General features: G+C 59.7%; 15 protein-coding genes. 6 read left to right on the top strand and 9 right to left on the bottom strand.

The genetic code is table 11. From position 1 onward, the window contains the following. The first annotated feature begins 3 nt into the window (after positions 1 to 3). Positions 4 to 372 (top strand): hypothetical protein, encoded by a 369-nt coding sequence (locus J7412_RS06605; RefSeq protein ID WP_209061042.1) that lies wholly within the window; start codon positions 4 to 6, stop codon positions 370 to 372. A gap of 400 nt (positions 373 to 772) precedes the next feature. Beyond that, positions 773 to 6,562 carry an Ig-like domain-containing protein gene (locus J7412_RS06600; protein ID WP_209077944.1) on the top strand — a complete coding sequence of 1,930 codons (5,790 nt, stop codon included), beginning with the start codon at positions 773 to 775 and terminating at the stop codon, positions 6,560 to 6,562. A gap of 117 nt (positions 6,563 to 6,679) precedes the next feature. On the opposite strand, the gene J7412_RS06595 is transcribed toward J7412_RS06600, so the two are convergent. Next, the gene (locus tag J7412_RS06595) at positions 6,680 to 8,962 is read right to left on the bottom strand and encodes an adenosylcobalamin-dependent ribonucleoside-diphosphate reductase (protein WP_209077943.1); all 2,283 of its coding nucleotides are present in this window, start codon (positions 8,960 to 8,962) and stop codon (positions 6,680 to 6,682) included. Positions 8,963 to 9,141: 179 nt separating this feature from the next. Between J7412_RS06595 and J7412_RS06590 the strand changes: the two genes are divergently transcribed. Beyond that, a complete protein-coding gene (locus tag J7412_RS06590) occupies positions 9,142 to 9,573 on the top strand; it encodes a DUF1489 domain-containing protein (protein WP_209077942.1) in 432 nt (143 codons plus the stop codon). Between the two features lie 157 nt (positions 9,574 to 9,730). Here the strand turns inward: J7412_RS06590 and modC are convergent, their stop codons facing one another. From modC to modA, 3 genes are read right to left on the bottom strand one after another with little or no spacing between them, the layout of a single operon-like run. Next, positions 9,731 to 10,816, bottom strand: coding sequence for a molybdenum ABC transporter ATP-binding protein (gene modC, locus J7412_RS06585; protein ID WP_209077941.1), 1,086 nt, complete (start codon positions 10,814 to 10,816; stop codon positions 9,731 to 9,733). Continuing rightward, on the bottom strand, positions 10,813 to 11,508 hold the full coding sequence (modB, locus tag J7412_RS06580) for a molybdate ABC transporter permease subunit (RefSeq protein ID WP_209077940.1): 696 nt from the start codon (positions 11,506 to 11,508) through the stop codon (positions 10,813 to 10,815). Before modB ends, modC begins: the two co-directional genes overlap by 4 nt. Continuing rightward, complete coding sequence (modA, locus tag J7412_RS06575) at positions 11,505 to 12,293, bottom strand: molybdate ABC transporter substrate-binding protein (protein WP_209077939.1); 789 nt, start codon at positions 12,291 to 12,293, stop codon at positions 11,505 to 11,507. Before modA ends, modB begins: the two co-directional genes overlap by 4 nt. A gap of 126 nt (positions 12,294 to 12,419) precedes the next feature. On the opposite strand from modA, the gene J7412_RS06570 reads away from it, so the two are divergent. Then, a complete protein-coding gene (locus J7412_RS06570; protein ID WP_209077938.1) occupies positions 12,420 to 13,715 on the top strand; it encodes a flavin-dependent oxidoreductase in 1,296 nt (431 codons plus the stop codon). Here J7412_RS06570 and J7412_RS06565 read toward each other — a convergent pair. From J7412_RS06565 to J7412_RS06555, 3 genes are read right to left on the bottom strand one after another with little or no spacing between them, the layout of a single operon-like run. After that, positions 13,712 to 15,310, bottom strand: a complete 1,599-nt coding sequence (locus J7412_RS06565) for a hypothetical protein (protein ID WP_209077937.1) — start codon at positions 15,308 to 15,310, stop codon at positions 13,712 to 13,714. The genes J7412_RS06570 and J7412_RS06565 overlap by 4 nt on opposite strands. Next, a complete protein-coding gene (locus J7412_RS06560) occupies positions 15,310 to 16,737 on the bottom strand; it encodes a DUF3131 domain-containing protein (RefSeq protein ID WP_209077936.1) in 1,428 nt (475 codons plus the stop codon). Before J7412_RS06560 ends, J7412_RS06565 begins: the two co-directional genes overlap by 1 nt. Further along, a complete protein-coding gene (locus J7412_RS06555; protein ID WP_209077935.1) occupies positions 16,738 to 16,998 on the bottom strand; it encodes a hypothetical protein in 261 nt (86 codons plus the stop codon). It abuts the gene before it with no gap. Positions 16,999 to 17,180: 182 nt separating this feature from the next. Here J7412_RS06555 and J7412_RS06550 point away from each other — a divergent pair, with 182 nt between their 5' ends. Both J7412_RS06550 and J7412_RS06545 read left to right on the top strand, forming a co-directional pair. Continuing rightward, the gene (locus J7412_RS06550) at positions 17,181 to 19,163 is read left to right on the top strand and encodes an ATP-binding cassette domain-containing protein (RefSeq protein ID WP_209077934.1); all 1,983 of its coding nucleotides are present in this window, start codon (positions 17,181 to 17,183) and stop codon (positions 19,161 to 19,163) included. Further along, positions 19,144 to 20,373, top strand: coding sequence for a hypothetical protein (locus tag J7412_RS06545; RefSeq protein ID WP_209077933.1), 1,230 nt, complete (start codon positions 19,144 to 19,146; stop codon positions 20,371 to 20,373). Before J7412_RS06550 ends, J7412_RS06545 begins: the two co-directional genes overlap by 20 nt. A gap of 199 nt (positions 20,374 to 20,572) precedes the next feature. Here the strand turns inward: J7412_RS06545 and J7412_RS06540 are convergent, their stop codons facing one another. Then, positions 20,573 to 21,889, bottom strand: coding sequence for a DUF3131 domain-containing protein (locus J7412_RS06540; protein WP_209077932.1), 1,317 nt, complete (start codon positions 21,887 to 21,889; stop codon positions 20,573 to 20,575). Then, positions 21,864 to 23,690 carry a cellulose synthase catalytic subunit gene (locus J7412_RS06535; RefSeq protein ID WP_209077931.1) on the bottom strand — a complete coding sequence of 609 codons (1,827 nt, stop codon included), beginning with the start codon at positions 23,688 to 23,690 and terminating at the stop codon, positions 21,864 to 21,866. Before J7412_RS06535 ends, J7412_RS06540 begins: the two co-directional genes overlap by 26 nt. Between the last annotated feature and the right edge of the window lie 22 nt (positions 23,691 to 23,712).

Raw genomic sequence — 23,712 nt, 5'->3', positions numbered from 1 at the left:
CCCATGTTTCCACGCTTCATTACCAAAAACATCCATGCATATCTCGACTACCCTGTGGCCTTCGGCCTGATCGCCATGCCGTTTCTGTTTGGCTTGGGCGAGACCGCCCCGCTGGCCTTCTGGCTTTCGGTCCTGACCGGCATCGCCGCCTTCGTTCTGACCGTGCTGACCGACCACCACCTCGGCCTCATCCGCGTGCTGCCCTACAGCGTGCACCTCGCCGTCGACGGCCTTGTCGGCGTGGTCTTTGTAGCCGCCCCCATGCTGCTCGGCTTCACCGGCCTTGAGTTCTGGTACTACACCGTCCTCGGCCTGACCGTACTGCTGGTGGTCGGCCTGCATCAATCCGACGAGCAAACCGCTACCGCCTGAGACCTACAAACGGGTTAACACAAACTGTCAACGCAAAGGGCCGCAGAGAACCTGCGGCTCATTTTCCTTTTACGAATTGGTTAATTCTGCAATTTCCAAATCAACAAAGAGAAGAAACCGAAAGAGAGCAATTTGATGGAAACAGGCGATGTGATTCTCAAAAAGAAAGCACCTTTACCTATTGAAACTATTGCCATTCATCAAAATCCTCTCAACGAATTCGCCTGTAATTTCAACATTTGATTGCCAATCAATTAGTCACACCTCTCGGTCATTTATTAATATTTCATTAAAATCAAACAGCTACCCACCCACCAAAAAACACCCCCTTGACGATACGGCAACCTCACCACAACCTTCAGCTTAGTTTTGGTTAATTTGTATTTCAGGGTATTTCGAAATGTTTATTTCGGTTGAAGCTGTTTCCAACCTTGAGGAAACATCTGGTGTTGATCCTAATTTTCTAAATTGGACCGTCTCTCTGGACGGGCCCTCTGCTGATGAGGTCACCGTGGATTTCCGCCTGCTGGCGGGCACCGGCGGGGTTGGCTCCAGCGGCTCCAGCACCGGGCAGACCGATGCCTACGGGTCCCTGGAAGGCACCCTCACATTTGCCCCCGGCGAGACCTCAAAAACCATCAGCTACCGCATCGATGCGGATGCGGTGGATGAGACCGATGAAGCCGTGGTGCTCGAGCTCTTTGACCCCAGCGGCGCCGCGCTCGCAGGCGACGCGCCGGTGATCCGCACCACAGGCTGGATCCTCGATGACGACGGCACCGGCAACAACCTCGCGCTGTTTGTCTCCCGCCCGGTGGTGCTCGAAGGGGACAGCGGCCAGACGCAGGCCTCCTTTGACATCTCCCTGTCGCGCCCGGCGCCGGAAAGCTTCACCGTTGATTACACCACAATCGACGGTTCCGCCCTGGCCGGTGAGGATTACGCCGCCACCTCCGGCACCCTCACCTTTGCCGCCGGGCAGACCTCCGCCTCGGTCACCGTGCCGGTCTTTGGCGACACCAAGATCGAGCCATCCGAGCTCTTCACCCTGGATTTCACCAAGCCCGCTCCGGTGGCCAATGTCTCCCTCGGGTCTGCGGAGATCTTTGACGATGATGCGGGCGGCAGCGCCCCCACCATCAACGTCAGCGCGGCCTCCAATTTTGAAGCCACCTCCGGCGTGGATCCCAACTTCCTGAGCTGGACTGTCTCTCTGGACGGGCCCTCGGCCAATGAGGTCACCGTGGATTTCCGCCTGCTGGCGGGCACCGGCGGGGTTGGCTCCAGCGGCTCCAACACCGGGCAGACCGATGCCTATGGCACCCTGGAAAACACCCTCACATTTGCCCCCGGCGAGACCTCCAAAACCGTCAGCTACCGCATCGATGCGGATGCGGTGGATGAGACCGACGAAGCCGTGGTGCTTGAGCTCTTTGACCCCAGCGGCGCCGCGCTCGCAGGTCACGCCCCGGTGATCCGCACCACTGGCTGGATCCTTGATGACGACGGCACCGGCAACAACCTCGCGCTGTTTGTGTCTTCTCCTGAAGTCATCGAAAACCTTCCGGGCGGCGCCATTGCGGTGTTTGATATCTCCTTGTCACGCCCGGCCGACAAAGATCTGAGCTTCCCGTTTCAGACCAACGCGGACACGGCCACCGCGAATGCGGACTACGCCCCCCAAACAGGTGTGATTTCCTTCACCGAAGGCCAAACCCGCGCCTTTGTGAGTGTGCCGATTGTGGCGGATCTGATCGACGAACTGGATGAAACCTTCACATTGGACATCACGCCAACCGCTGATCTCGCCAGCGGAAACGCGGGGACCGTCGGGACGGCGACAATCATTGAAAACGGGCCGCCCCCACCGGAGCCCCCTGTCGCCGCACCGATCACCGCGAGTTTTGGTGAGGACGAGGCAGGGCGTCTGGTAGATTTACTCAACCCGGCTTTTGTCTCTGATCCCAATGGCGACGATCTGGACGTGGAGAATGTTCAGATCACTACGGAGGATGGGCGCACCGTCGGCAACAGCGTCAATCCGGAAACCGGCTTGCTGGTGCTGGGCGACGGGCAGTTTGAGGATCTCGCGCAGGGAGAAACGTTTGACATTTCGGTGTCTTACGATGTGACCGATGGCGGTGACTCAGTTGGCAACTCCGCCACCATCACCATCACAGGAGCAAACGATGACCCGCTTGCTGCAAACGACACCGCCCAAACCGGCACAGGCGCAGCGATCGAACTTGATGTGCTGGGCAATGACGCAGACATCGATGGTGACGCACTGACCGTCTCTGTGGTAGGCAACGCCAGCAATGGCACCACCGAACTCACTCCAGACGGCACCATTCGTTATACTCCCAATGACGGTTTCACGGGGACCGACAGCTTCACTTACACCGTGTCAGACGGCAACGGCGGCACCGACACCGCCACTGTGTCCGTCGAGGTTGGAGACCAGCAAGCATTCCGCGACTTTGCCGAATTCCAAATGAACATCGGCAACGCAACGACGCTCACCTTTGATGAGTTTAATGCGCAGGACACCCTGAGCGGAACCGAGTTTGATGGGGTGACCATTGTTGCGCGCGACATCAACGTGATCGACCCGACATCTCTCGGACTGGTGACCGGAAGCATAAACGTCAACTCAGCGCCCAACGGCATTTCCGCCTCAATCTTCCAGACCTCCTCCAGCGCCATCGGCTTTGACAACGGTGATGACAATTTCGAAATCGTGTTTGACGAACCTGCCGAAGTCGCAGGGCTTTGGATTGGCAATCTGGGCGCAAGCAACAACGACCCGACCACACCGACCACCATCCAGTTTTTGTCCGCATCAGGAATAGTGCTGTTTGAAGACACCGTTACACAGGCGTCTGATGGGATCATCGGCTCTGGCGCCAACAATCGCATTTTCTGCGGCCTCTCCTCTGACGTCCCGATAGCGCGGATCGTGGTTCTGAATGCGGGCGGCGACGGGGATGGCATCATCTTGGACGACATTGTCTTTGGAGATGCGAATATGGCGCCGACCGCAAATGATGACAGCGGGGCCGGGTTTGAGACCAATGAGGACACGGGCTTTGTCACCGCCTCTGTTCTCGGCAATGACGCCGATGTGGATGGTGATACGCTCACCGTGAGCGGGCTTGACACCACAGGCACTCTGGGCGCGGTCACCAACAACGGCGACGGCACCTTTGACTATGATCCAAACGGCGCCTTTGAAAGCCTTGGCGTGGGCGACAGCACCACCGACAGCTTCACCTACACTGTCTCAGACGGCAATGGCGGCACAGACACCGCCACCGTCACCATCTCCGTGACCGGCGTGAATGATGCGCCTGTGGCCGCAGATGACAGCGCCAGCACCGGCGCAGCCGCCGCCATCGACATCGCCGTGCGCGACAACGACAGCGATGTGGAGGGCGACACGCTGACCATCTCCGAGGTGGGCGACGCAGCCAACGGCACCACCGAGATCAACAGCGACGGCACCATCCGCTACACCCCCAATGACGGCTTCAGCGGATCAGACAGCTTCACCTACACCATAGACGACGGCAACGGCGGCACAGACACAGCAACCGTCACGGTCACTGTCGCCCCCGATCCCCAGCAGCCGCCACAGGTCGCCGCGATCACCGCTGGCTTTGGCGAAGATGAGACCGGCCGCATGGTCGATCTGCTCGATCCGGCCTTTGTTTCCGATCCCAATGGCGATCCGCTGATGGTGGAGAATGTCTTGATCACCACCGAAGACGGCCGCGTGCTCGGCACCAGCCTCGATCCGGACAGCGGCAAGCTCACCCTGGATGACGGCCAGTTCGAAGACCTCGCACAGGATGAGAGCTTTGAGGTCACCGTCGCCTATGACGTCTCCGACGGCAGCGACAGCACCACCAACACCGCAACCCTCACCATCACCGGCGCCAACGATCAGCCGGTTGCCATGGATGACAGCGGGGCCGGGTTTGAGACCAATGAGGACACGGGCTTTGTCACCGCCTCTGTTCTCGGCAATGACGCCGATGTGGATGGTGATACGCTCACCGTGAGCGGGCTTGACACCACAGGCACTCTGGGCGCGGTCACCAACAACGGCGACGGCACCTTTGACTATGATCCAAACGGCGCCTTTGAAAGCCTTGGCGTGGGCGACAGCACCACCGACAGCTTCACCTACACTGTCTCAGACGGCAATGGCGGCACAGACACCGCCACCGTCACCATCTCCGTGACCGGCGTGAATGATGCGCCTGTGGCCGCAGATGACAGCGCCAGCACCGGCGCAGCCGCCGCCATCGACATCGCCGTGCGCGACAACGACAGCGATGTGGAGGGCGACACGCTGACCATCTCCGAGGTGGGCGACGCAGCCAACGGCACCACCGAGATCAACAGCGACGGCACCATCCGCTACACCCCCAATGACGGCTTCAGCGGATCAGACAGCTTCACCTACACCATAAACGACGGCAACGGCGGCACAGACACAGCAACCGTCACGGTCACTGTGCAGCCGCCCTCTTCTGGCGGGGGATCAATCGGGCGGTGGCTGTTTGATGACCCAAGCAACGAGGGCCTGGACAGCACCGTCAACAACAACACGGCGCAATTGCGCGATGACGTGTCCGCCCCTGCTGGCGCGGCTTTGTTGGATGGTGTTGGTGACTACGTGGAAATCGAGAGTATTCTGCCTTATGAAACCCTCACTTCCGGCCGAATAGAAATGGACTTCACCGTCAGCGCATTGGACGGGGAAGACAGCGGCCGCCGCATCAAAGACACCAGCTATCAGACGCTCTTTTCTCGCGACTCCAGCGGATTTGACGGAGGCGGGCACATCACCGCGCTGGTGGACGGTGATGGCTCTCTACTTGTCCGCCATCAAAGCGGGTCACAAAGCTATTATCTGCAAACCGAAGCAGGCACGATCACTGCGGGCGTCGCCGCTTCCATCGCCTATATCTTTGATCCCACCGAAGGCTTGCAGCTTCTGGTCGGCGTCGACGGCGCGACCCCAAGCTTGGTTGCGACCAACACCGACCCAGTGACAAGGGGCGATCCGGTGGGCCTGATCGGCAATGAAGAGCCCTGGACCCTGGGCGCTAGCCAAGTGATCAGTGGCGATGACACTGCTGATCCGTTACTGAACTTCTTTGAAGGCGCCATTGACCGGTTTGAAATTTTTGACGGTCTCGCCGCGCTCAACACCGCACCTGTGGCTGCGGACGACAGCTTTGAAACGGAGGAGGATCAATCCGTGCAGGGCAACGTGCTTGTGGACAATGGCGCGGGTGCTGACAGTGACGCGGAGGATGACCCGCTGTCGGTCGGCCTTGAAACCGATGTCAGCAACGGCGTTCTTGTCCTGCAGTCCGACGGGCGGTTCACCTATGTGCCTGATGACAACTTCTTTGGTCAGGACAGCTTTGTTTACCGCGTCTCAGACGGCAATGGCGGCAGCGACACTGCCACTGTGACAATCGATGTGACCCAGGCCCCACCCCCGGCGTCCCTGCTCGGCCAATGGCTGTTTAACAATGAAAACCTGCAGGGGTTTGACGGATCTGCCAATGCCAATACAGCACTGCTGCAGCGCGGGGCGCAGGTTGAAATGGGAGCGGTGCAACTGGACGGCGTCAACGACTACGTCGAAATTGCCAATATCGCGCCCTATCTGGTCAAAACCGCCCAGATCCAGATCACCTTTACGATTGACGCGCTGGATGGAACGGACAGCGGAACCAATGTGAACGGCGCCTCCTGGCAGGCGCTCTTCTCGCGCGATTCTCGCGGGTTTGACAACGGTGACCACCTGACAGCGCTGGTGGATGGCGACGGTTCGATCCTGATCCGGCATCAAAGCGCCACAGAGAGCTATCTCATTGAAACAGCTGCCGGAACCGTGACCGCTGGTGAGGCCTTCACGCTGGTCTATCAGGTCAGCGACGTGAACGGCATGACCCTTTTTGAGAGACACGGCGATGACTTTGTGTTCCTCGGCTTCAACGAGGAGCCGATCCTCAATGACGATCCGGTGGGTCTGATGAACAACACCGAACCCTTCACTCTGGGTGCCAGCCAGGTCCGCAGCGCCAATGACAGCGCCACACTTCTCAGATCCTATCTGGATGGGGAGATCGACAGCTTTGAGATCTACAATTTTGATTTTGTCTAACTGACATGCTTCTGACTCAGAACGGGAAAATCGAACAGGCAAAAAGAAAGGCGGCGCAATACGCGCCGCCTTAAACTTTAGGTTCACGGGGGCGGTGAAACCTCTACCCCAGCACCCTTACCCGCACTTGCTGTACCCGCAGCTGGTGCAGGTCATGCAGCCTTCCACCATCTGCAGCGAGAAGTCTCCGCAGCTTGGGCAGGCTTTGCCGCGTGGGGTTTCGCCCACCGCCACAACCTCGGCCTTCGGGTCGGATTTCAGCCCCATGCCTTCACCTTCGATGAAGCCGATCGCGATCATGTGGCGTTCCAGCACGCCGCCGATGGCTGCGAGAATGGACGGGATGTATTTGCCTTCCATCCAGGCACCGCCGCGCGGGTCAAACACCGCTTTGAGCTCTTCCACCACAAAGGACACGTCGCCGCCGCGACGGAATACCGCCGAAATCATCCGGGTCAGCGCCAGGGTCCAGGCGTAGTGCTCCATATTCTTGGAGTTGATGAACACCTCAAACGGGCGGCGGTGGCCGTTGATGATCACATCATTCACGGTCAGGTAAATCGCGTGCTCGCTGTCAGGCCACTTGAGCTTATAGGTCGCGCCTTCAAGGCTCTGCGGGCGCTCCAGCGGCTCGCTCATGTAGATCACTTCACCGCTGTCGGCCACGTGATCGGCTGGCTGTTCGCCCGGCGCTTTCTCATCGCTTTCCGATACGGTCAGAACCGAGCCGGTCACGTCGTTCGGACGATACGTGGTGCAGCCCTTGCAGCCGGTGTCCCACGCCTGCATGTAGACGTCTTTGAACGCATCAAAGCTGATGTCTTCGGGGCAGTTGATCGTCTTGGAGATCGAGCTGTCGATCCATTTCTGCGCCGCCGCCTGCATGCGCACATGCGCCGCTGGCTCCAGAGTTTGCGCGTTCACGAAGTAGTCTGGCAGCTCTTTGTCGCCAAACTTATCGCGCCACAATTGCACAGCATAATCAACGACTTCTTCCTCTGTGCGGGAGCCGTCTTTCTGCAGCACTTTACGTGTGTAGGCATAGGCAAACACCGGCTCGATGCCAGAGCTGACGTTGCCCGCATAAAGGCTGATCGTGCCGGTTGGCGCAATCGAGGTCAGCAGTGCGTTGCGGATGCCATGCTCTGCAATCGCCGCTTTCACATCTTCATCCAGATCCTGCACCATACCGCCGGCGAGGTATTTCTCTTTGTCAAAGAGCGGGAAGGCCCCCTTCTCTTTTGCCAGCGCCACAGAGGCCAGATAGGACGCCCGCGCAATCGCTTTCATCCAGGCTTCGGTCTGAGCTGCGGCTTCTTCGGTGCCGTATTTCAGGCCCAACATCAAAAGTGCATCCGCCAGACCGGTCACACCAAGGCCAATGCGGCGCTTGGCTTGGGCTTCCTGCGCCTGCTGCTCCAGCGGGAACTTGGAGGCATCCACCACATTGTCCATCATCCGCACAGCGGTCGCCACCAGCTCGGTCAGCGCCGCCTCATTCAGCTCGGCCGCCTTCTCAAACGGATCGGTCACCAGACGCGCGAGGTTGATCGACCCCAGCAGGCACGCGCCATAAGGCGGCAGCGGCTGCTCCCCGCACGGGTTGGTCGCCGCGATTTCTTCGACGTAGCTCAGGTTGTTGCGCTGGTTGATGCGGTCAATGAAGATCACGCCCGGCTCGGCATAATCATAGGTGCTCTGCATGATCTTGTTCCACAGATCACGCGCCTGAACCGTGTGATACACGCGGTCTTTGAAGACCAGCTCCCAGGGGCCATCCGCCTTCACCGCTTCCATGAACGCATCCGTCACCAGCACGGACATGTTGAACATCCGCAGGCGCGCCGGATCGGACTTCGCGGTGATGAAATGCTCAATATCGGGGTGGTCGCAGCGCATGGTCGCCATCATCGCGCCACGGCGGCTGCCCGCGCTCATGATGGTGCGGCACATCGCATCCCAAACATCCATGAACGACAGCGGGCCAGAAGCATCCGCCGCCACACCTTTCACATCCGCGCCGCGCGGACGGATGGTGGAGAAATCATAGCCGATGCCGCCGCCCTGCTGCATGGTCAGCGCCGCCTCTTTGAGCATGTCAAAGATGCCGGACATGCTGTCAGGAACCGTTCCCATCACAAAGCAGTTGAACAGTGTCACCTGACGCGCGGTGCCTGCACCTGCGGTGATGCGGCCCGCTGGCAGATACTTAAAGTCTTCCAGCGCAGCGTAAAATTTGTGTTCCCACTTGGCCGGGTCTTTTTCCACGCGCGCAAGATCACGTGCAATCCGCCGCCAGCTGTCCTCCACCGACAAATCAATCGGCGTGCCATCCGCCCCTTTGAAACGATACTTCATATCCCAGATTTGCTCGGCAATAGGGGCGGCGAAACGGCTCATCGTGGCGTCCTCAACTGTTCTGCTATGATGTTCAGGGTTTCTTAACCTATAACAAACCCGTGTATGGTGGCAACGGGCAAATAGAGTCCCGCGCAAAGAAAAGCCACATGATTTTGGGGTTGAAGGTTAATGAACCCACTATATAATGTAGGTTCAGTGCATAACCCTGTGGGAAAGCTGTGGATAAATCAGTCCATCTTGTAAAACTGTCCGTCGGGTCGGAAACTCCCGAAACTCTGGCCGCTTGGCAAGAGGCAAATGCGCATCGTTTTCCCGATGGGCTGCCCCGTCACGTCACCCGCATGTGGCCTAAACGCGAGGCTGAAATCCTCAACGGCGGATCAATCTATTGGGTGATCAAAGGGTCGATCCAGTGCCGTCAGAAGATCATACGGCTGGACGAAGTGATTGGATCAGATGGCATCCGCCGCTGCGCCATTGTGCTGGACCCGCAGGTCCACCTCACGCAGGCCGCACTCAAACGCCCGTTTCAGGGCTGGCGCTATCTGAAGCCCGAAGATGCCCCAGCCGATCTGCCGGAAGGCCGGGAAAACGACGACGTGCTGCCTGACGACTTAAACCGCGCTTTGGCCGAAATCGGTGTGCTTTAGGGCGCGGTTGCCGTGCGCCGCGTTAACTACTCGCTCTGGCTGTGTGACACCTTTTAACACCGACGCGATACCGTAGGGATACCGACGCGATACCGAAGGCGCTTTTTGGTCGGGGAGTCCGCGTTAACAAAGCGACTCAAAACCCGAAAAAACCGCGTTACCGCGTGCCAATGTCCTGTGGCGCGACCGAGACCGACTTGATCACCGCATAGCACGCAACACCTTCGCGCAACGCCAGCGCCTGAGCAGAGCGGCGGGTGATGCGCGCCAGCACACGCCCGGCCTTTGTGTCCACCGAGACAATGGCCCCTGGCCCGCCTCCGGCCCGCACAGACTGCACAGTGCCCGCGATAATATTGAGCGCGGACAATCCCTTAGGTTCCTCTCGCGACAGGATCACATCATGCGCGGCAACCCGCACGCGCACTGAATGGCCCAACGGATGTGCCACTTTGGGCAACAGCAATGGCACCCCATTGGCGCTGAGTTCCGTCAACCCGTCCGCATGATGGGTCGCAACCTCCGCTTCCAGCACCGCCCCCACGGCCCGCACGCCCAACGGCGTAAAGCTTGGATCAGACAGCACCTCCGCCGCAGGTCCAACCCGCACAACACGCCCCTGCTCCATCGCAACCACCGTTGTCGCCAGCCGCGCAACCTCCGCAATTGAGTGGCTAACATACAGTATTGGCAGCGAAAATTCGTCGCGCAGCCTTTCAAAATACGGCAGGATCTCCGCTTTGCGTGGCTCATCCAAAGCGGCCAGCGGCTCATCTGCGAGGATCATTTCAGGGCGCGCCAACAGCGCCCGGCCAATCGCCACCCGCTGTTTTTCCCCCCCAGAAAGCGCCGCAGGACGCCGCTCCAAAAGCGACCCGATCCCAAGGATCTCCACCACCTGATCAAAACCCGCCACCTCGGCCCGCTCTTTGGCATAGCCCGCCCCGTACAGCAGATTGCTGTGGACATTCAGATGCGGGAACAAACGCCCCTCTTGGAAGACATATCCCACGGCGCGTTTGTGCGGTGGCGTCCACAGGCCTGCGTCGCTGTCCACCAGCCTGCGCCCCGCAGCCGTGATGCGCGCATGGCTTGGGCGGCTCAGCCCCGCCACCGCATTGATCACCGATGTTTTGCCCGAGCCTGAGCTGCCAAACAGCACCGTCAAACCCGGTGGGGCATCAAACTGCACATCAAGGTCAAACCCTTGAAAGCGCTGTTTTATCTCCACGGACAGGCTCATGCCTGCCCCACTTTCCGCGCAATCCGTCGCGCCAGAACTTCCGACAGGATCAAAGCGCCCATGGCCACCACAATGGCCACAATGACGAGCCGGATCGCCGCCGTTTCCCCGCCCGGCACCTGCAGGAACGCATAGATTGCCGAGGGCACGGTGCGGGTTTGTCCGGGGATATTGGAGACAAAGGTGATGGTTGCGCCGAACTCGCCCATGGCCTTGGCAAAGGCAAGCACCATCCCGGCCAATATGCCCGGCAAAATCAGCGGCAAGGTCACGGTTGTGAACACCCAAAAGCGGCTTGCGCCCAAAGTGGCGGCGGCCTGCTCCAATTTCGGATCCACCGCCTCAATCGACAGCCGGATCGAACGCACCAGTAACGGAAACGCCATAACTGCCGCGGCCAGCGCCGCGCCGGTCCAACGGAAGGCAAAGACGATCCCGACCTCTTTCAGTGCTGCGCCCAAGGCCCCTTGGGTGCCAAAGGTCACAAGCAACAGATACCCCGTCGCAACAGGCGGGAGGACAAGCGGTAAGTGTACAAAAACATTGAGCAATTGTTTTCCGTAAAACTGCCAGCGCGCCAGCGCATAGGCCACAAAAACACCGGGAATCAGCGCCCCCAACGTGGCCCAAAACGCCACTTTCAGCGACAGCGCCACCGCAGCCCACTCCTCTGGCCCCAGCCACTCCGTCACTCACCGCCCTCCAGCACCCGAAAGCCCCGCTCGACAAAGGCGGCCTTTGCGGCTTCGCCTTGCCAAAACTTCATAAATTCAATCACTTCAGGACGATCCTGCCCGGCCACGACAGCCGCAGGATACACAATCGGATCGTGTAATTCCGACGGAAAGACCGACAAAACGCGGACCCGCTCTTCCGCCAAAGCGTCTGTCACATAGACAACCCCGGCCCGCGCCTCGCCCAGTGCCACCAACGCAAGGGCCGAGCGCACATTATCCACCTGCGCCACCTTCGGAGCTACATCCTGCCAAAGCCCCATGCTTTCAATCGCTTGGCGTCCATATATCCCGGCAGGCACAGCCTCCACCAAGGCCATCGCCAACCGCCCGTCCGCCAGCAAAGCGTCAAAGTCGACGTCAGATATCTCAACAGGCGCGGCCCTATCATCCGCAGCAACAACCAAAGCCAAGTCATTGCCAAATAAGGATTTTGTCTGCCCCTGCGCCAACACAGAGCGGTCCTCCAAATGCGTCACCCAAGCCGCATTGGCGGAGACAAACACATCTGCAGGCGCCCCATACTCAATCTGCCGCGCCAGCGCCGAAGACCCTGCCAGCGTCAAAACCACCTCATGTCCGCTCACAGCTTCAAAGGCATCGCCCAAGTCTTTCAAGACCTCCGCCAAACTGGCGGCCGCAAAAATAGAGACCTCTGCGGCCTGCGCCCCGGCAGGCGCAAGCGCCAGCATCGCCGCGCAGGCAGCGTGTTTGACACCAGAAAGCAGAGCGTTACGCCGCATGGAGTTCCATTGACAATTCACCGTCTTTTCATGGGGATACCGAATGCGCCCCCCACAAGGCAAGGTCTTTGGGATTTGTCAGACACCGCCCCGCTGCTACTGTGGCGCAAACAATCGGGAAGTGCCATGCCAACAGCCTCTGATCTACCAATTGTCATCGCCGGCGGCGGCATCGGCGGGCTGGCCACCGCCTTGACCCTGCACCAGATCGGCCAGCCGGTGGTTGTTCTCGAAGCAGTGGAGACCATCCGTCCGCACGGCGTTGGCATCAATCTGCAACCCAACGCCGTGCGCGAGTTGCTTGGGCTCAGTTTTACACGGCACGATCTTGACGCCATTGGCCTGCCCATCACCGAATGGGTCTTAGTCGGTCTGAACGGCAAAGACATTTACAGCGAACCGCGCGGCGAAGCGGCAGGTTATCATTGGCCGCAATACGCGGTGCATCGCGGACGCTTTCATATGATGCTGCGCGACGCCTTTCTGGCGAAAGCAGGGCCTGACGCCTTGATCACAGATCGCCAAGTGCTCGGATATTCCCAATCAGAAGAAGATGTTACGGCGCATTGGAAGACCCGCAGCGGCCTTACCGGGGAGACCAAAGCTGCGCTTTTGATTGGTGCTGACGGCATCCATTCCAAGGTCCGCGCGCAAATGCACCCCGACGACGGTGGCGTTCAGTGGGGCGGCGTTCTCATGTGGCGGGGCACCAGTCTGGCAAAGCCCTTACGTACAAAAGCATCCTTCATCGGGCTGGGAACGCACGACAAACGCGTTGTGCTCTATCCGATCTCTGCAGCGGATGCGCAAACCGGGCTGGCCGAAATCAATTGGATTGCTGAAATCACCCTTGATGGCGATGCTGACTGGCCCAAAGACAGCTGGTTTTCGCCGGTGTCCCCGGCGCAATTTTTGGAGCATTTTGCAGACTGGAAATATGATTGGCTGGATGTCCCTGCCCTGATCGCTGCCGTGCCCACCGCCTTTGAGAACCCGATGATAGATCGCAATCCCTTGCCGCATTGGCACCAAAATCGCGTGGCGCTCTTGGGCGACGCGGCCCACGCGATGTATCCGACGGGTTCAAACGGGGCGACGCAAGCCATCATCGACACGCGCGAACTTGGCAAAAGCCTGTGCGATCTTGGCGTCACCCCCGCCGCGCTTGCAGACTACAACAACAAACTTTGTGATCCCGTGGCCAAGCTGGTTTTGCGCAACCGCGCAGACGGCCCCTTTGGCCTCCTCAAACATTTCGACCAGCTATGCGGTGGGCAATTTGATGACATTGACGCGGTGATCTCTCCCAAGAAGCGCGCCGGTTTTATGCGCGCCTATCAAACCGCCGCAGGGTTTGAGCGCGATGCCCTCAATGCCTCACAGCCCATCCTGTCGCGATCCGCGTCACTGCGCTCCCACTAAGGGTTTTGCTGTGCGGCCATGGCTTCGAGATCCGGCAGAACAGCTGATTTGAAGTAGCGCGAAAGCAATATGTAGTCCTCTACAGTCACCTGACTGACGGTTGGCTCCGCAGGTTCGCCACCACCTGTTGCGGCCATCATATCCGTTTCAAGCTCAGCAAGTATCTGATCCACCAGCTCATTCTGGTAGAGCACCGGTTTGGCAGCAGGCTCCGGCGCAAGTGGCGCGGAGGTGCTGAGTGTTTCAGCAGCAACCGGAGTGGTCGGATGTGCTCCCACGCCTTGGGCTGTGTCTTTGGCCGCCATCTGCAGCACCCGCAGCGCGGCTTGTGGGTCCAGTCCCAGATCGGAAATCAGGTAATCCAGCTTCTTCACTGTATCCGCCCGATGGTCAGGTTGTGGCTGAACGGCGGGGCTTTGCGGCATCACCTCAGGCTGCGCGCTCAACACTAGAGAGCCCTGCACTCCGGCTCCAGGAGCCCCCGCAGTAACAGGAAGAGAAGGCTCTTGTTGCAGCCCATCCAATTGGGTCTGCAGCCCCTCAACCGCCGCAAGCAGTTGCGCCAGACTGGGCTCTGCTTGCATGCCCCCTGCCCCACGCGCGGGCATCTCAGCCTGCGGCGGAAATGCCGGTGCAGGGATCGCATCAGGCACCTCTGCGGCCCGCCCAAGCTGCGCCTGCAAAATGATCCGTTTGAGCGTTTCAAGTTCTGTGCGCAGCTCTTGCCCGCTGACCGTGTCGGCCATCGGCGCAGACCCGGCTTGTGGCTGGGCTGTGGCGGTGGGCGCCGCCAACGTCACCGGGCTCACCGTGGTCGCAGGCGCAATTCCAGCGGCAAGCGCACTGGCATATTCAGGCGCAAGCACCTGTGGCTGCGGCATGGGCGAGTTCCAGGCGGCAGGTTGTGTCATGGATCCCGCGCCCCCTGCCCCGTCGGCATTTGGCACCGGCCAGCCCCTTGGCAAAACAGAATAATCCTGCCGCGCCGCGATCCAGCGCAGATAGGCGGTGACCGCCGAAAACCCTTTGAGTGACACACGCGACACCTCAGATCCCCCGCGGCGTACAATCAGCTCGCCGCCCGATCCCAAAAGCAACTCAAGCGGGACATCCAAGGGCTGCAAAATCCGCTCCGGCACCTGAATTTCAGACACCCCTTCTGAAACAAAGAACTGGTCCCCGGCCAGCGCGTTCTCAAGCTTGACCTGCAGCTGCCCGCGATCCGTCAGGAAAGCCTCAAGCCCCTCTTTTCGCGCCGCACAGGCATAGGTGCGCGGGCGGCAAATCACCTCAAAAACATCCACATCCAGTCGGGGCGTGGGCGCAAAGCGGGCATAGCCATCCGGATCAAACCGAAAATAGACCCCTTCCACCAAGCCTTCCTGAAAGCTGGGCCAGCCAAAAGCGCCGCGCAAAGCCTGCCGCGCCTCCCGCGCGCCAATGGCGAAGGGAATGGAGGTATCCAAGATCGCATTTTCCGAGGCGAAAGCCTCCTCTCCACGCTCAGGCGCGCCAACCGTCTGTGCGCCGGCTGATGTGGCCGCCAAGAGCGCAGCGCCAGCCGCTGCAGCAAAGGTTTGAACAAAATATCGCATCAGTAATCAGCCTTCTCTTGAACGGAATGACGCAGCGCCGGGAGCCAGTCGTCTTTCTGTGGAGGGTCCGGGTAATTCCGCAACAGCCGGATGTCCTGCTCGCGGAACGCGGTGTACCAGACCTCGGTGTCGCCGGTGTAAGGGGTCAGAATGGTGCCCTGCACCTTGTGCAGCAGGGAGGTGAGAATGATGCCGTTGTTGTTGGCCGTATAGATCGCCACACGCCCCTGCCCACGCTCATAAAGCCCTTCATACATGCCGTTTTCCGGATCATAGAGCTCGATGATCGCCTCATAGAGCACATCGGTATATTCGGTTTCCCACAACGCCCAGAGGCCCAGCGCCGCCTTTGCGGCCACGGCGGAGTGATCCGGCACATAGTCGCCGCGCGGCGTCACCGTGTTCCATGGGTAGCCATCCGAGAAGATGGTATCATAGGTGAAATACGGCGGGCCTTTGACATTGTGCTCAGAGCGCGCCGTCATAAACCCGGTCTGCCGCCAGCGGTTTTCCTGCACCTGATAGATCCGGTCTGCAAACTCCGCCCGCCAGCCATCCGTGTGCACCCATTCCGGGCTGCTGTCGTCATGGGGCATGTCAAACCCCAGCTCCAGCCCGTCTTGCAGGTAGGATTCCGTCACCACATAGTTTTGGGAATGAAACACCCGCGGGTCACGCCCGTCATAGGGCACCTGAATGCCAAAAATCGAGGCTGTCAGAAACGGCTCCGCCCGATGGGCCAGACGCGGCTGAAACCCCCAGAGCGCAAATCCCTTGGCCGCATATTCCTCATAACCAAGGCGCCCTTCTTGGGCATAAACGGTCTCATCGGTTTCCTTGTCGATATAAGCGCCAAACATTAACCCTTCAGAGTCAATGGCATTACGAAAATCCCATTTTAGCAATACGGAATCAATTGTATTTGCCAAATAAGGGTAGCGATTCTTACAAATACGAAGCCACACAAGAAACCGCCCGATATCCAAAGCGGAAAATCCGATTTCACCGGGCTTATTCGTATAATCCACCTTCGCGCCGGTTTTGGTGTGATACACTTTATTGGGCAGTTCTTTGCGAAACAGCTCGAGCCCTTTCACCGTTGTCAGAAGCTGTGTGATCCGGCGATCAAACTCCGGCTTCTCGATCAAACACAGCTCATAGGCAGACACCAACCCCGCCATGTAAGAGGCTGTGTCCCAAAGCGTGGTGGAAGGGTAGTTGCCCACCGAATTGGCAAGCCCCGTGGTCTCCTGCGTGAATTTCTCAAAATAGTGCCAGGCCACGCGCGCCACCCGCAGCTCCCGTTCATTCAGAAAACCACGCCTTGCCCGATACTTACGCACATATGCGTTGTGCCTATCATAACCATGCGGCACGTTCAGGCCGCGCTCCAAAGTGTCAAAATAATCCGCGGGCATTTCACACATTCAAGGCGGTTTTTTGCGACGTGGCACATCCGAGAGCATGCTGCTTGTCACGCTTGGCAAATTCCCCCGCATCAGCGCGGGAATGTCATCCAGCTCACCGCCGGCAATGATCGGAATGATCTCTTCTTCCTGCGCCAGAAACACCTTGCGCGCAGATAGACCAACCGAATATCCGGCCCCGCTCAGCACAAGCACGGCAGCAAAGAATATAACAACGCCCCGTAGCGGCGACCGCTTGCCAGAACCAACAGCACTCTTCATCAAACACACTCCAAACGGAATGCAACCATGAAACGACAAAGCTATTAACAATTGGCAACCAACGCCGCCAATTACCAATTTGAACAAAACAAGAACATAAAATTGAAAACACCTTACCATGCAATGCTTTTGTTAACTTCTGCGCGCTAAAACAAAGGCTTGTAGTGAAGGTTTCCTTGGTTATGTCCGATATGTCTCCCACCCAAAACGCTTTGGAAGCGTCCAGACGGTCTTCTGGCCCCACCGATGCGCAGCCGGTGCCTTTTCGGGATCGCGCCACCCCGATGTGGGCCACGGCGATCTCCATCCTGTTTTCTCTGGGCAGCGGCCTGTGTTTGCTCTCGGTCGCGATCTTTGTGGTGTTTTTTTATGAGCAGGTTGCACTGAACGGGCAGACACTTCTGGCGGCCCTGCTGGCCGTGGGGGCTGTCGTGCCGCTTTTGGGGATGATCATCTTTGAAGTGGGTCACAGCCGCGCCTTGGCCGGATACCGCTATATGCGGCTGCGCCATGCGGTGACCGGGCGGGCGGTTGTCGGGCTGTTTGCCTGCGCGATCTTTGCTGTGTTCTCCCCCTATTTGGCAGTGCCTTTTGTGCTCACCGCCGCGCTCAGCTGGCTGTTCTGCGGGGTCGTTGCGCAAAGAATGCGCTCTGAGCCGATGTGGGAATTTCTTCCGCAGGAGGCCGTCGCCTTTCTGTCTGGGCGTGATCAGCGCGCGGTTGATCTCGCAAATGCCGCGCGGGGAGATAGCGCCTTTCTGGACGCCACACAAAGCGCGCTCGCGTTGTGCGGCCTGATCGCTGGCTTTGCCATGGCCTCCTGGCTTGTGGCCCAAGATGTGCTCAACGTCGCCGCGGTCGCCACCATCGCCCTCGTAACCTGCTGGTCAGCCGACGCTTTCGCCACTTTCTTTCGCCAGATATCCCGCGCCGATCCGGAACTGCAGCACCGCGCGGCCGAGGTGCGCCAATTGCCTGCTCCCTATTCCGCAGACGCCGAGGGAGACGACACAGCTTTGATCGTCAGCCATCTCTCTGTGCGCACGCCGGATGGCACGCCTCTTTTGTCCGATGTCTCCTTTCGGGCAGAGCCGGGTACCATCATTGGCCTGTCTGGGGACAGTTTTTCCGGAAAATCCCTGCTGCTGCGCGCACTGCATGCCCCCCATGATCTTGATGGGCTTTTGGTGGAAGGCCATGTCGCTCTACAGGGCACAGAGCTTTGGGCGCGTCAGGCAGAGGCCCGCGCCCTATCCTCTGCATTGGTGGGGCCAATGCCGCTTTCGGTCCCCGGCGGCGGCGCGAACAATCTCAGCTGTTTCATTGGCGATTTGCAGTTGCAGCGCGCGCGAAAAGCGCTGCAAAATCTCGTCTTCACCGCCGATACTGTGGATCGCATCCAAAACGCCAGCGACGTCACGCAGCTGTCTTGCACCGAACAAAAAGCGCTGGCACTTGCGCGCGCGCTGGCGCTGCGGCCCAGCCTCTATCTGCTCGACCGCCCCGAAGATGGCGCCAGCGAAAGCCTGTTGGTGGCCTTGGGCCAGCGCCTGAAATCTGACGCGCGCCTTGGCCATATCACGCTGATGATCACCGAAAACCGGCAATTGCTGGAACAATGTGACCAACTCTTGATGATGCAAAACGGGCGGATCATCGAATTTGCCGCCACCTCAGACATTCGCGAAAGGCAGGCCTCCGGTTGGCACCGCTTTGTCACCCCGCGCAGCCTTGAAAGCGAAGAGGCGCTGGATGGCTGGATCTGCAGCCATTTCCGCCGCGAGAGGGACGAGGCCAACCGCCGCGCTGTCTGTATGGTGGCCAATGAAATGCTCAGTCTGGCCTGCCAATCGGGGATTGAGACACAAACAGAGGCAGACAGCTTATCCTTTGAATTCAAGCATTTTGTCGGCAAATGCCAGATCCGGATGATCGACAGCCGCCTCGCGCTTTCTTCTGGTGCGATCCAGAAAGCCAAAACCGCCGCAGACACCTCGGTGGACGGGGAGCGCCTGTCCCCGCTGGCCAAGATCATGCGCGACTCGCTTGATGTGGAAAGCAGCGCCTCTGATGGCGGCGGCATCCTGCTTGTGGCGATCAAAACCTATGATCCACGACTGCTGTCCTCTCGCAAGGTGAGCCATGATGCGCCCCGTCAGCGTTGATCTCAAACCGTCGCGCCGTTTTCACCGGATGCCGCTGGTCTGGCTGGGCTGGGCCACGGCCTCTTGCGCCCTGCTCGGGGTCAGTGCCTGGTCACTCTCCCAGCACATCACCATCACGCCAACACAGCGCTACACCGGCACCTTTGTCAGCCAGGCGCGCACGCTCCCCGTGGTGCTGCCCGCGGGCGCCGTCCTGCAATCCGTACTGGCCCAAGATGGCGATGACGTCTCCAAAGGGCAGAAACTTGCCCGATATGATCGGGGCGCGATGGCCCAGCATAGTATAGAGCTCTCAAACCAGCTGGCCCTGAACCGACAGCACCGCTGGTGTCTTATGCAAGAAAATACCGGCACGCCTGTCTCCGAAGCACCCGCCAATTCCACGGATGCGCGTTCAGCAGAAACGGATCTACCCCTGGACCTGCGCAAGGAAAGCATTTTGGCGCGGTGTCACAACACCCATCGCCTCAACCGTCTGGCCCGGGACAAGCTGCAACAGCGCCGCGATAGCCTGCGCCGCAAAAGTGCCTTGGCGGTACAGGAGCTGCTAGCCCGGGCCGCCCTGGCCAAACCGTCGGCACAGGGCGTGCTCAAACTGCGCGCCGCAATCGAGAAAGAAGCGCTTGAGGCTTCCATTCGCGAATTGGAATTTGATCTGGCCTTCCTGCAGGAAACCCAAAGAAAAACTGTTTTAAATGAGGTGCAGCGTCTAGAGCAGGACGCGCTGACAATCGAAGCAGAGCTGACCGCTCTGTCCGCCCTGATCGACGCGCCTTGGCTGATTTCTCCCGGCACCGGCCAGCTCCTGCGTCTGCGACAGCTGTCACCGGAAACGGCCTCAGACACCGCGTTGACGCTCGCGCAAATTCACCAGCCGCAAAACAAGGTGTTTCATACGGTAATCACGCCCCCGGAAGAACAGGCCGCTCAGTTGAAAGCGGGCGACCACCTGCCCGTCCGCCTGCTGGACATGGGGGCACTCCAGGCGCAAATATCAGGTCAGATCAAGCAGATCACGCCCGCGCAACAGGCCGCGACGCTGGTACAGGTAGAGCTGGAACTGCGCCCGCAGAAAGCCGACCACTTGCTTCAAAGCACATTGGAAGATCTGCCCGCTGGCACCCACGCCGCGATCGAGGTGACAGTGCCGGAGCGCTCATTCACAGACATTCTGTCGGGATCGGCGAAAGCAGTCCTTCAAAGTTTCTGACGAGCAGGAGCAAAAGCCCCAGGAAACCGCTGATCACCGCAGCACAGCTTAAAAGATCAGGCCTGCACGCCAACCGCCTTCACACCAGCTATATCTGGCGCCGCGCAAAGCTGCGCACCCCCGCTATGTGGGTATGCTCCCCCTCAAGTCGGGGCCTTTTGTCAGCTTAGACGCCGATCATTGTCACTGCCCGCGGCCATCAGCGCAGCAGAGGCCCCTTGAGCTTATAGTGAAGCGCTTCCAGAACCACCGCATTGGTGTTGAGCGTCAAGGCAGAATTAGTGCGCCCATCAGCTTCATATCGACCGGCCATCCAGCCCGTTGGCCCGGCCAAATCCGACAACTCTTCCCTCAGGTTCTCCGTGTAAGCCGTGCCATAAAGCGCATCCCACCCGATGGTCGCCTTTAGGCTCACGGTGCGCAGATCGTCATGCAGGCTGCCGTCTTCTGCAACCACGGCCCAATCACGCCCGTTGCCATAAACCGCGCCATAGAGAAAATGCGGTTCCTGATCGATGTGATCTTCTGACACCATCGTCGCCGCCCCGGTCTGCACATAGCGCGCTTCCTGAGCCGCATAGACCCGGCTCGCCAGCAGCCGCGATTCACTGTTCAGCCCGACCTCAAAGGCTTGCAAGAGATAGGGTTCACTCAGAACCGGCGTGATCGCGCCAAAGCTGCTTGCGCGCCGCCTGTCCGCCGCAACCTCCACCCCACTGACCGTTTCCCAGGCCAGGATCGGGCGGGCTGTGCTGGCTTCAAGCACATCCAACCCCCAAAGCGCCGCGGCGCGCGCGCCATATTGCTCATAACCGATGCGCCCCTCCTGCGTGTATTGCGTCACCCCATCTTCGCGGGTGGCGCCCCAAAGCCGCCCATCAACCGTCATCGCGCTCAAATCCCACTGCGCCAGCAGCGCCCGAATACGCGGCCCGTAGGCCGGCTCGCCGATTTCAAACACCCGCAGGGCCATCAACATGCGCGCCACATCCAGCGCCGACCAGCCGACGCCCTCTGCCACCGGGGTATTGGCGTAATCCACCATCACCAGGCTGCGCGTGTCATACGCCTTGTTGGGCAAACGGCCCTCAAACAGCGGCAATCGCTCAAGCCCCGCCATCAAGGCCTCGCTCCGCGTCAGGAAATCCTGCCGTGACAGCAGCCCAAGCCCCTCTGCCGCCATCAACGCCAGCAAATGGGACCCCTGATCCCACATCGTCGCATTGGGGTGGCCGTCAACCGCATCGACAAATCCGGTTTCTGCGCGGAAATTGGCTTGGAAATACCGCCAAGCGGTTTCAGCATCCTGCCAATCCTGTGCGGTCAACCCGCGGGCTGGCTGCGGCACATGGCGCAGCTCCTCGGACAGCGTGGCGAGCGTGTTCTGCCGCATCACCTGCCCCCAGCCATCGGTCCCAACCGCAAGCCCCGCCGTGGCCAAGAGCCCGACCACAAAGGCCCAGCTCATGCGGTTGGAATTGCGGGTCTTCTCAGGTTGCAAGCTGACATGCGCCATGGGCGGTCTCCGGTTCTGTCTGCGTTTCTTCGGTGTGGCGCGCCGTTGGCGGGGTCCACCAGGCCATCGGCACCAGCCGTGCAATCAGCGTCATATTGACCCCAAGCCAAAACAGGTTGACCCACAACAACGGCGCGCTGAAGCCCGTGTGGCCGAGCGCGGTGCACACAATGCTAACAGCCGCGGCCCCGCTCATCAGGGCAAGCAGCACGAGATGGGGCAAAACATGCCGCAGCCCGCCGCCAACCAGCGGCAATTTGGGCGTGGGTGCAAATCGCGGCTTTTGCCCGCGCAGCACGCAGATTAGCGCATGCCAATGCACAGGCAGCGCGGCAACGCCAAGCACCCGCCCGGGCCCGACAGGGTACCCTTTGCAGGCCGCCAGCATCGCGAGCTCCCCCAGCACCACCGCGGGCAGGAAATGCATAAAAAATTCGAGCGAATAAGCTTTCACCGGCGTCACACCGGTGGTCAGGGAAACCATCGGCGCAAGCAGGAGTATCGGCGCCCAGAGGACATTGAGGTAGGACCAGAAGGTCGCACCGTAGTGCAGCTTCTGACGCCAGCTCAGGCCCCGTCGGAAAATCGGGTTGTCATGCGCCGCAATATCAAATGTGCCGCCCGCATATTTCAGGCGCTGCGCGGCCCAGGCGGTCAGGCTCATGGGCGACAACATCCGCGCCTCAACCTGCGGGTGGTAAACACTTTTCCACCCTGCCGTCGCATCCTCATGCAGCAGGATCGAGGTATAAAGATCCTCTGACACGTGAAACCGGTATGGCTGTAAAGGCAGCGCGCGCAGGCAGGTCGCCACGGGCTGCCTCAAACGTGTTTGCAACCGCCCCACCGCAGCCGATTTGCGCTTTATCGCCCCGGCAAACACCGCTTCGCGCCGGTGGATTGAGGCCGCCCCGCAACAAAATGCGGCGTTGTTCCGGTTGCGTAGGCGTTGAATGACGTCAAAAAACACGGAGGGATCTGCGAGGAAAGGGTCTGCCCCAATCCGGCCACGCCCGGTGACCCAAGTCAGCACAGCTGCGGCCAGCCTGACCAAGCGATGTGCAGGGGGGCTTCCTATGCGCCTGACAATCCAGTCAGACCAGCTCTCCCCCGGCGGCACATCGTAAAACCAATGGGGCGTCTGCACCCAGGCGACCTGCGGATCAGAAAAATAGCCCAGCGTGTTTTGAAGAAAGCCCGGCAACAGCCGCGTATCCGCATCGCAGATGACCACAAAGTCGCCCGACGTCCGCAGCAGCCCATTGCGCAGGTTGCCCGCTTTGAACCCAAGGTTTTCGCTTCGCGCAAAATACCCGATGCCGTGGTGCTTGGCCAATTGCGCCATTTCGGCCCGATCCCCATCGTCCAGCAACCAGATCTGCACCCGCATATCCTCGGGCGCGATAACCGCCTTTGCATCCGATATCGATGGAGCCACAACGGCCACATCCTCATCATAGGTCGTGATAAAGATATCGACGCTTTGCGGCGCGGGAGCACCTGATGCCGCCTCAAACGCTGCGCTATCATAAGGCTTAGCGGGCGTGTCCCCTTCGTCCCAAAAATCGAAGTAAAACAGCAGAGTTCCCAGAAAAAACAGTGTTTCGGCCCCGACCACCAGCACTGAAAACCCCAGCGCATCCGCGTTCAAAGACGCGCTCCAGCGCCACTGCAGATAATAGGCTCCGGCGGCGACAGCGCAGCCTGCCAAAAAATGCCAGATCGCGCGCTGGCGGGCGGACATCGGGGCAAACGCTGGCGGTTTGCGCCTCTCATAAGCAGTAAAATACGGGCGCGTCATCAGGGCCTTACACCTTCACTTG

Source organism: Shimia sp. R9_3 (assembly GCF_017743755.1).
Lineage (GTDB): Bacteria > Pseudomonadota > Alphaproteobacteria > Rhodobacterales > Rhodobacteraceae > Shimia.
Note: the sequence above shows the minus strand (reverse complement) of the source record. Positions and strands in the feature narration are given on the sequence as shown.

Bases quoted from the DNA above. Each gene is read 5' to 3' on its own strand.
- modA (WP_209077939.1), bottom strand. From the start codon at position 12,293: ATGCGGCGTAACGCTCTGCTTTCTGGTGTCAAACACGCTGCCTGCGCG.
- J7412_RS06550 (WP_209077934.1), top strand. From the start codon at position 17,181: ATGTCCGATATGTCTCCCACCCAAAACGCTTTGGAAGCGTCCAGACGG.
- J7412_RS06540 (WP_209077932.1), bottom strand. From the start codon at position 21,889: ATGGCGCATGTCAGCTTGCAACCTGAGAAGACCCGCAATTCCAACCGC.
- J7412_RS06560 (WP_209077936.1), bottom strand. From the start codon at position 16,737: ATGTGTGAAATGCCCGCGGATTATTTTGACACTTTGGAGCGCGGCCTG.
- J7412_RS06535 (WP_209077931.1), bottom strand. From the start codon at position 23,690: ATGACGCGCCCGTATTTTACTGCTTATGAGAGGCGCAAACCGCCAGCG.
- J7412_RS06570 (WP_209077938.1), top strand. From the start codon at position 12,420: ATGCCAACAGCCTCTGATCTACCAATTGTCATCGCCGGCGGCGGCATC.
- J7412_RS06605 (WP_209061042.1), top strand. From the start codon at position 4: ATGTTTCCACGCTTCATTACCAAAAACATCCATGCATATCTCGACTAC.
- J7412_RS06565 (WP_209077937.1), bottom strand. From the start codon at position 15,310: ATGCGATATTTTGTTCAAACCTTTGCTGCAGCGGCTGGCGCTGCGCTC.
- J7412_RS06555 (WP_209077935.1), bottom strand. From the start codon at position 16,998: ATGAAGAGTGCTGTTGGTTCTGGCAAGCGGTCGCCGCTACGGGGCGTT.
- J7412_RS06545 (WP_209077933.1), top strand. From the start codon at position 19,144: ATGCGCCCCGTCAGCGTTGATCTCAAACCGTCGCGCCGTTTTCACCGG.
- J7412_RS06600 (WP_209077944.1), top strand. From the start codon at position 773: ATGTTTATTTCGGTTGAAGCTGTTTCCAACCTTGAGGAAACATCTGGT.
- J7412_RS06595 (WP_209077943.1), bottom strand. From the start codon at position 8,962: ATGAGCCGTTTCGCCGCCCCTATTGCCGAGCAAATCTGGGATATGAAG.
- modC (WP_209077941.1), bottom strand. From the start codon at position 10,816: ATGAGCCTGTCCGTGGAGATAAAACAGCGCTTTCAAGGGTTTGACCTT.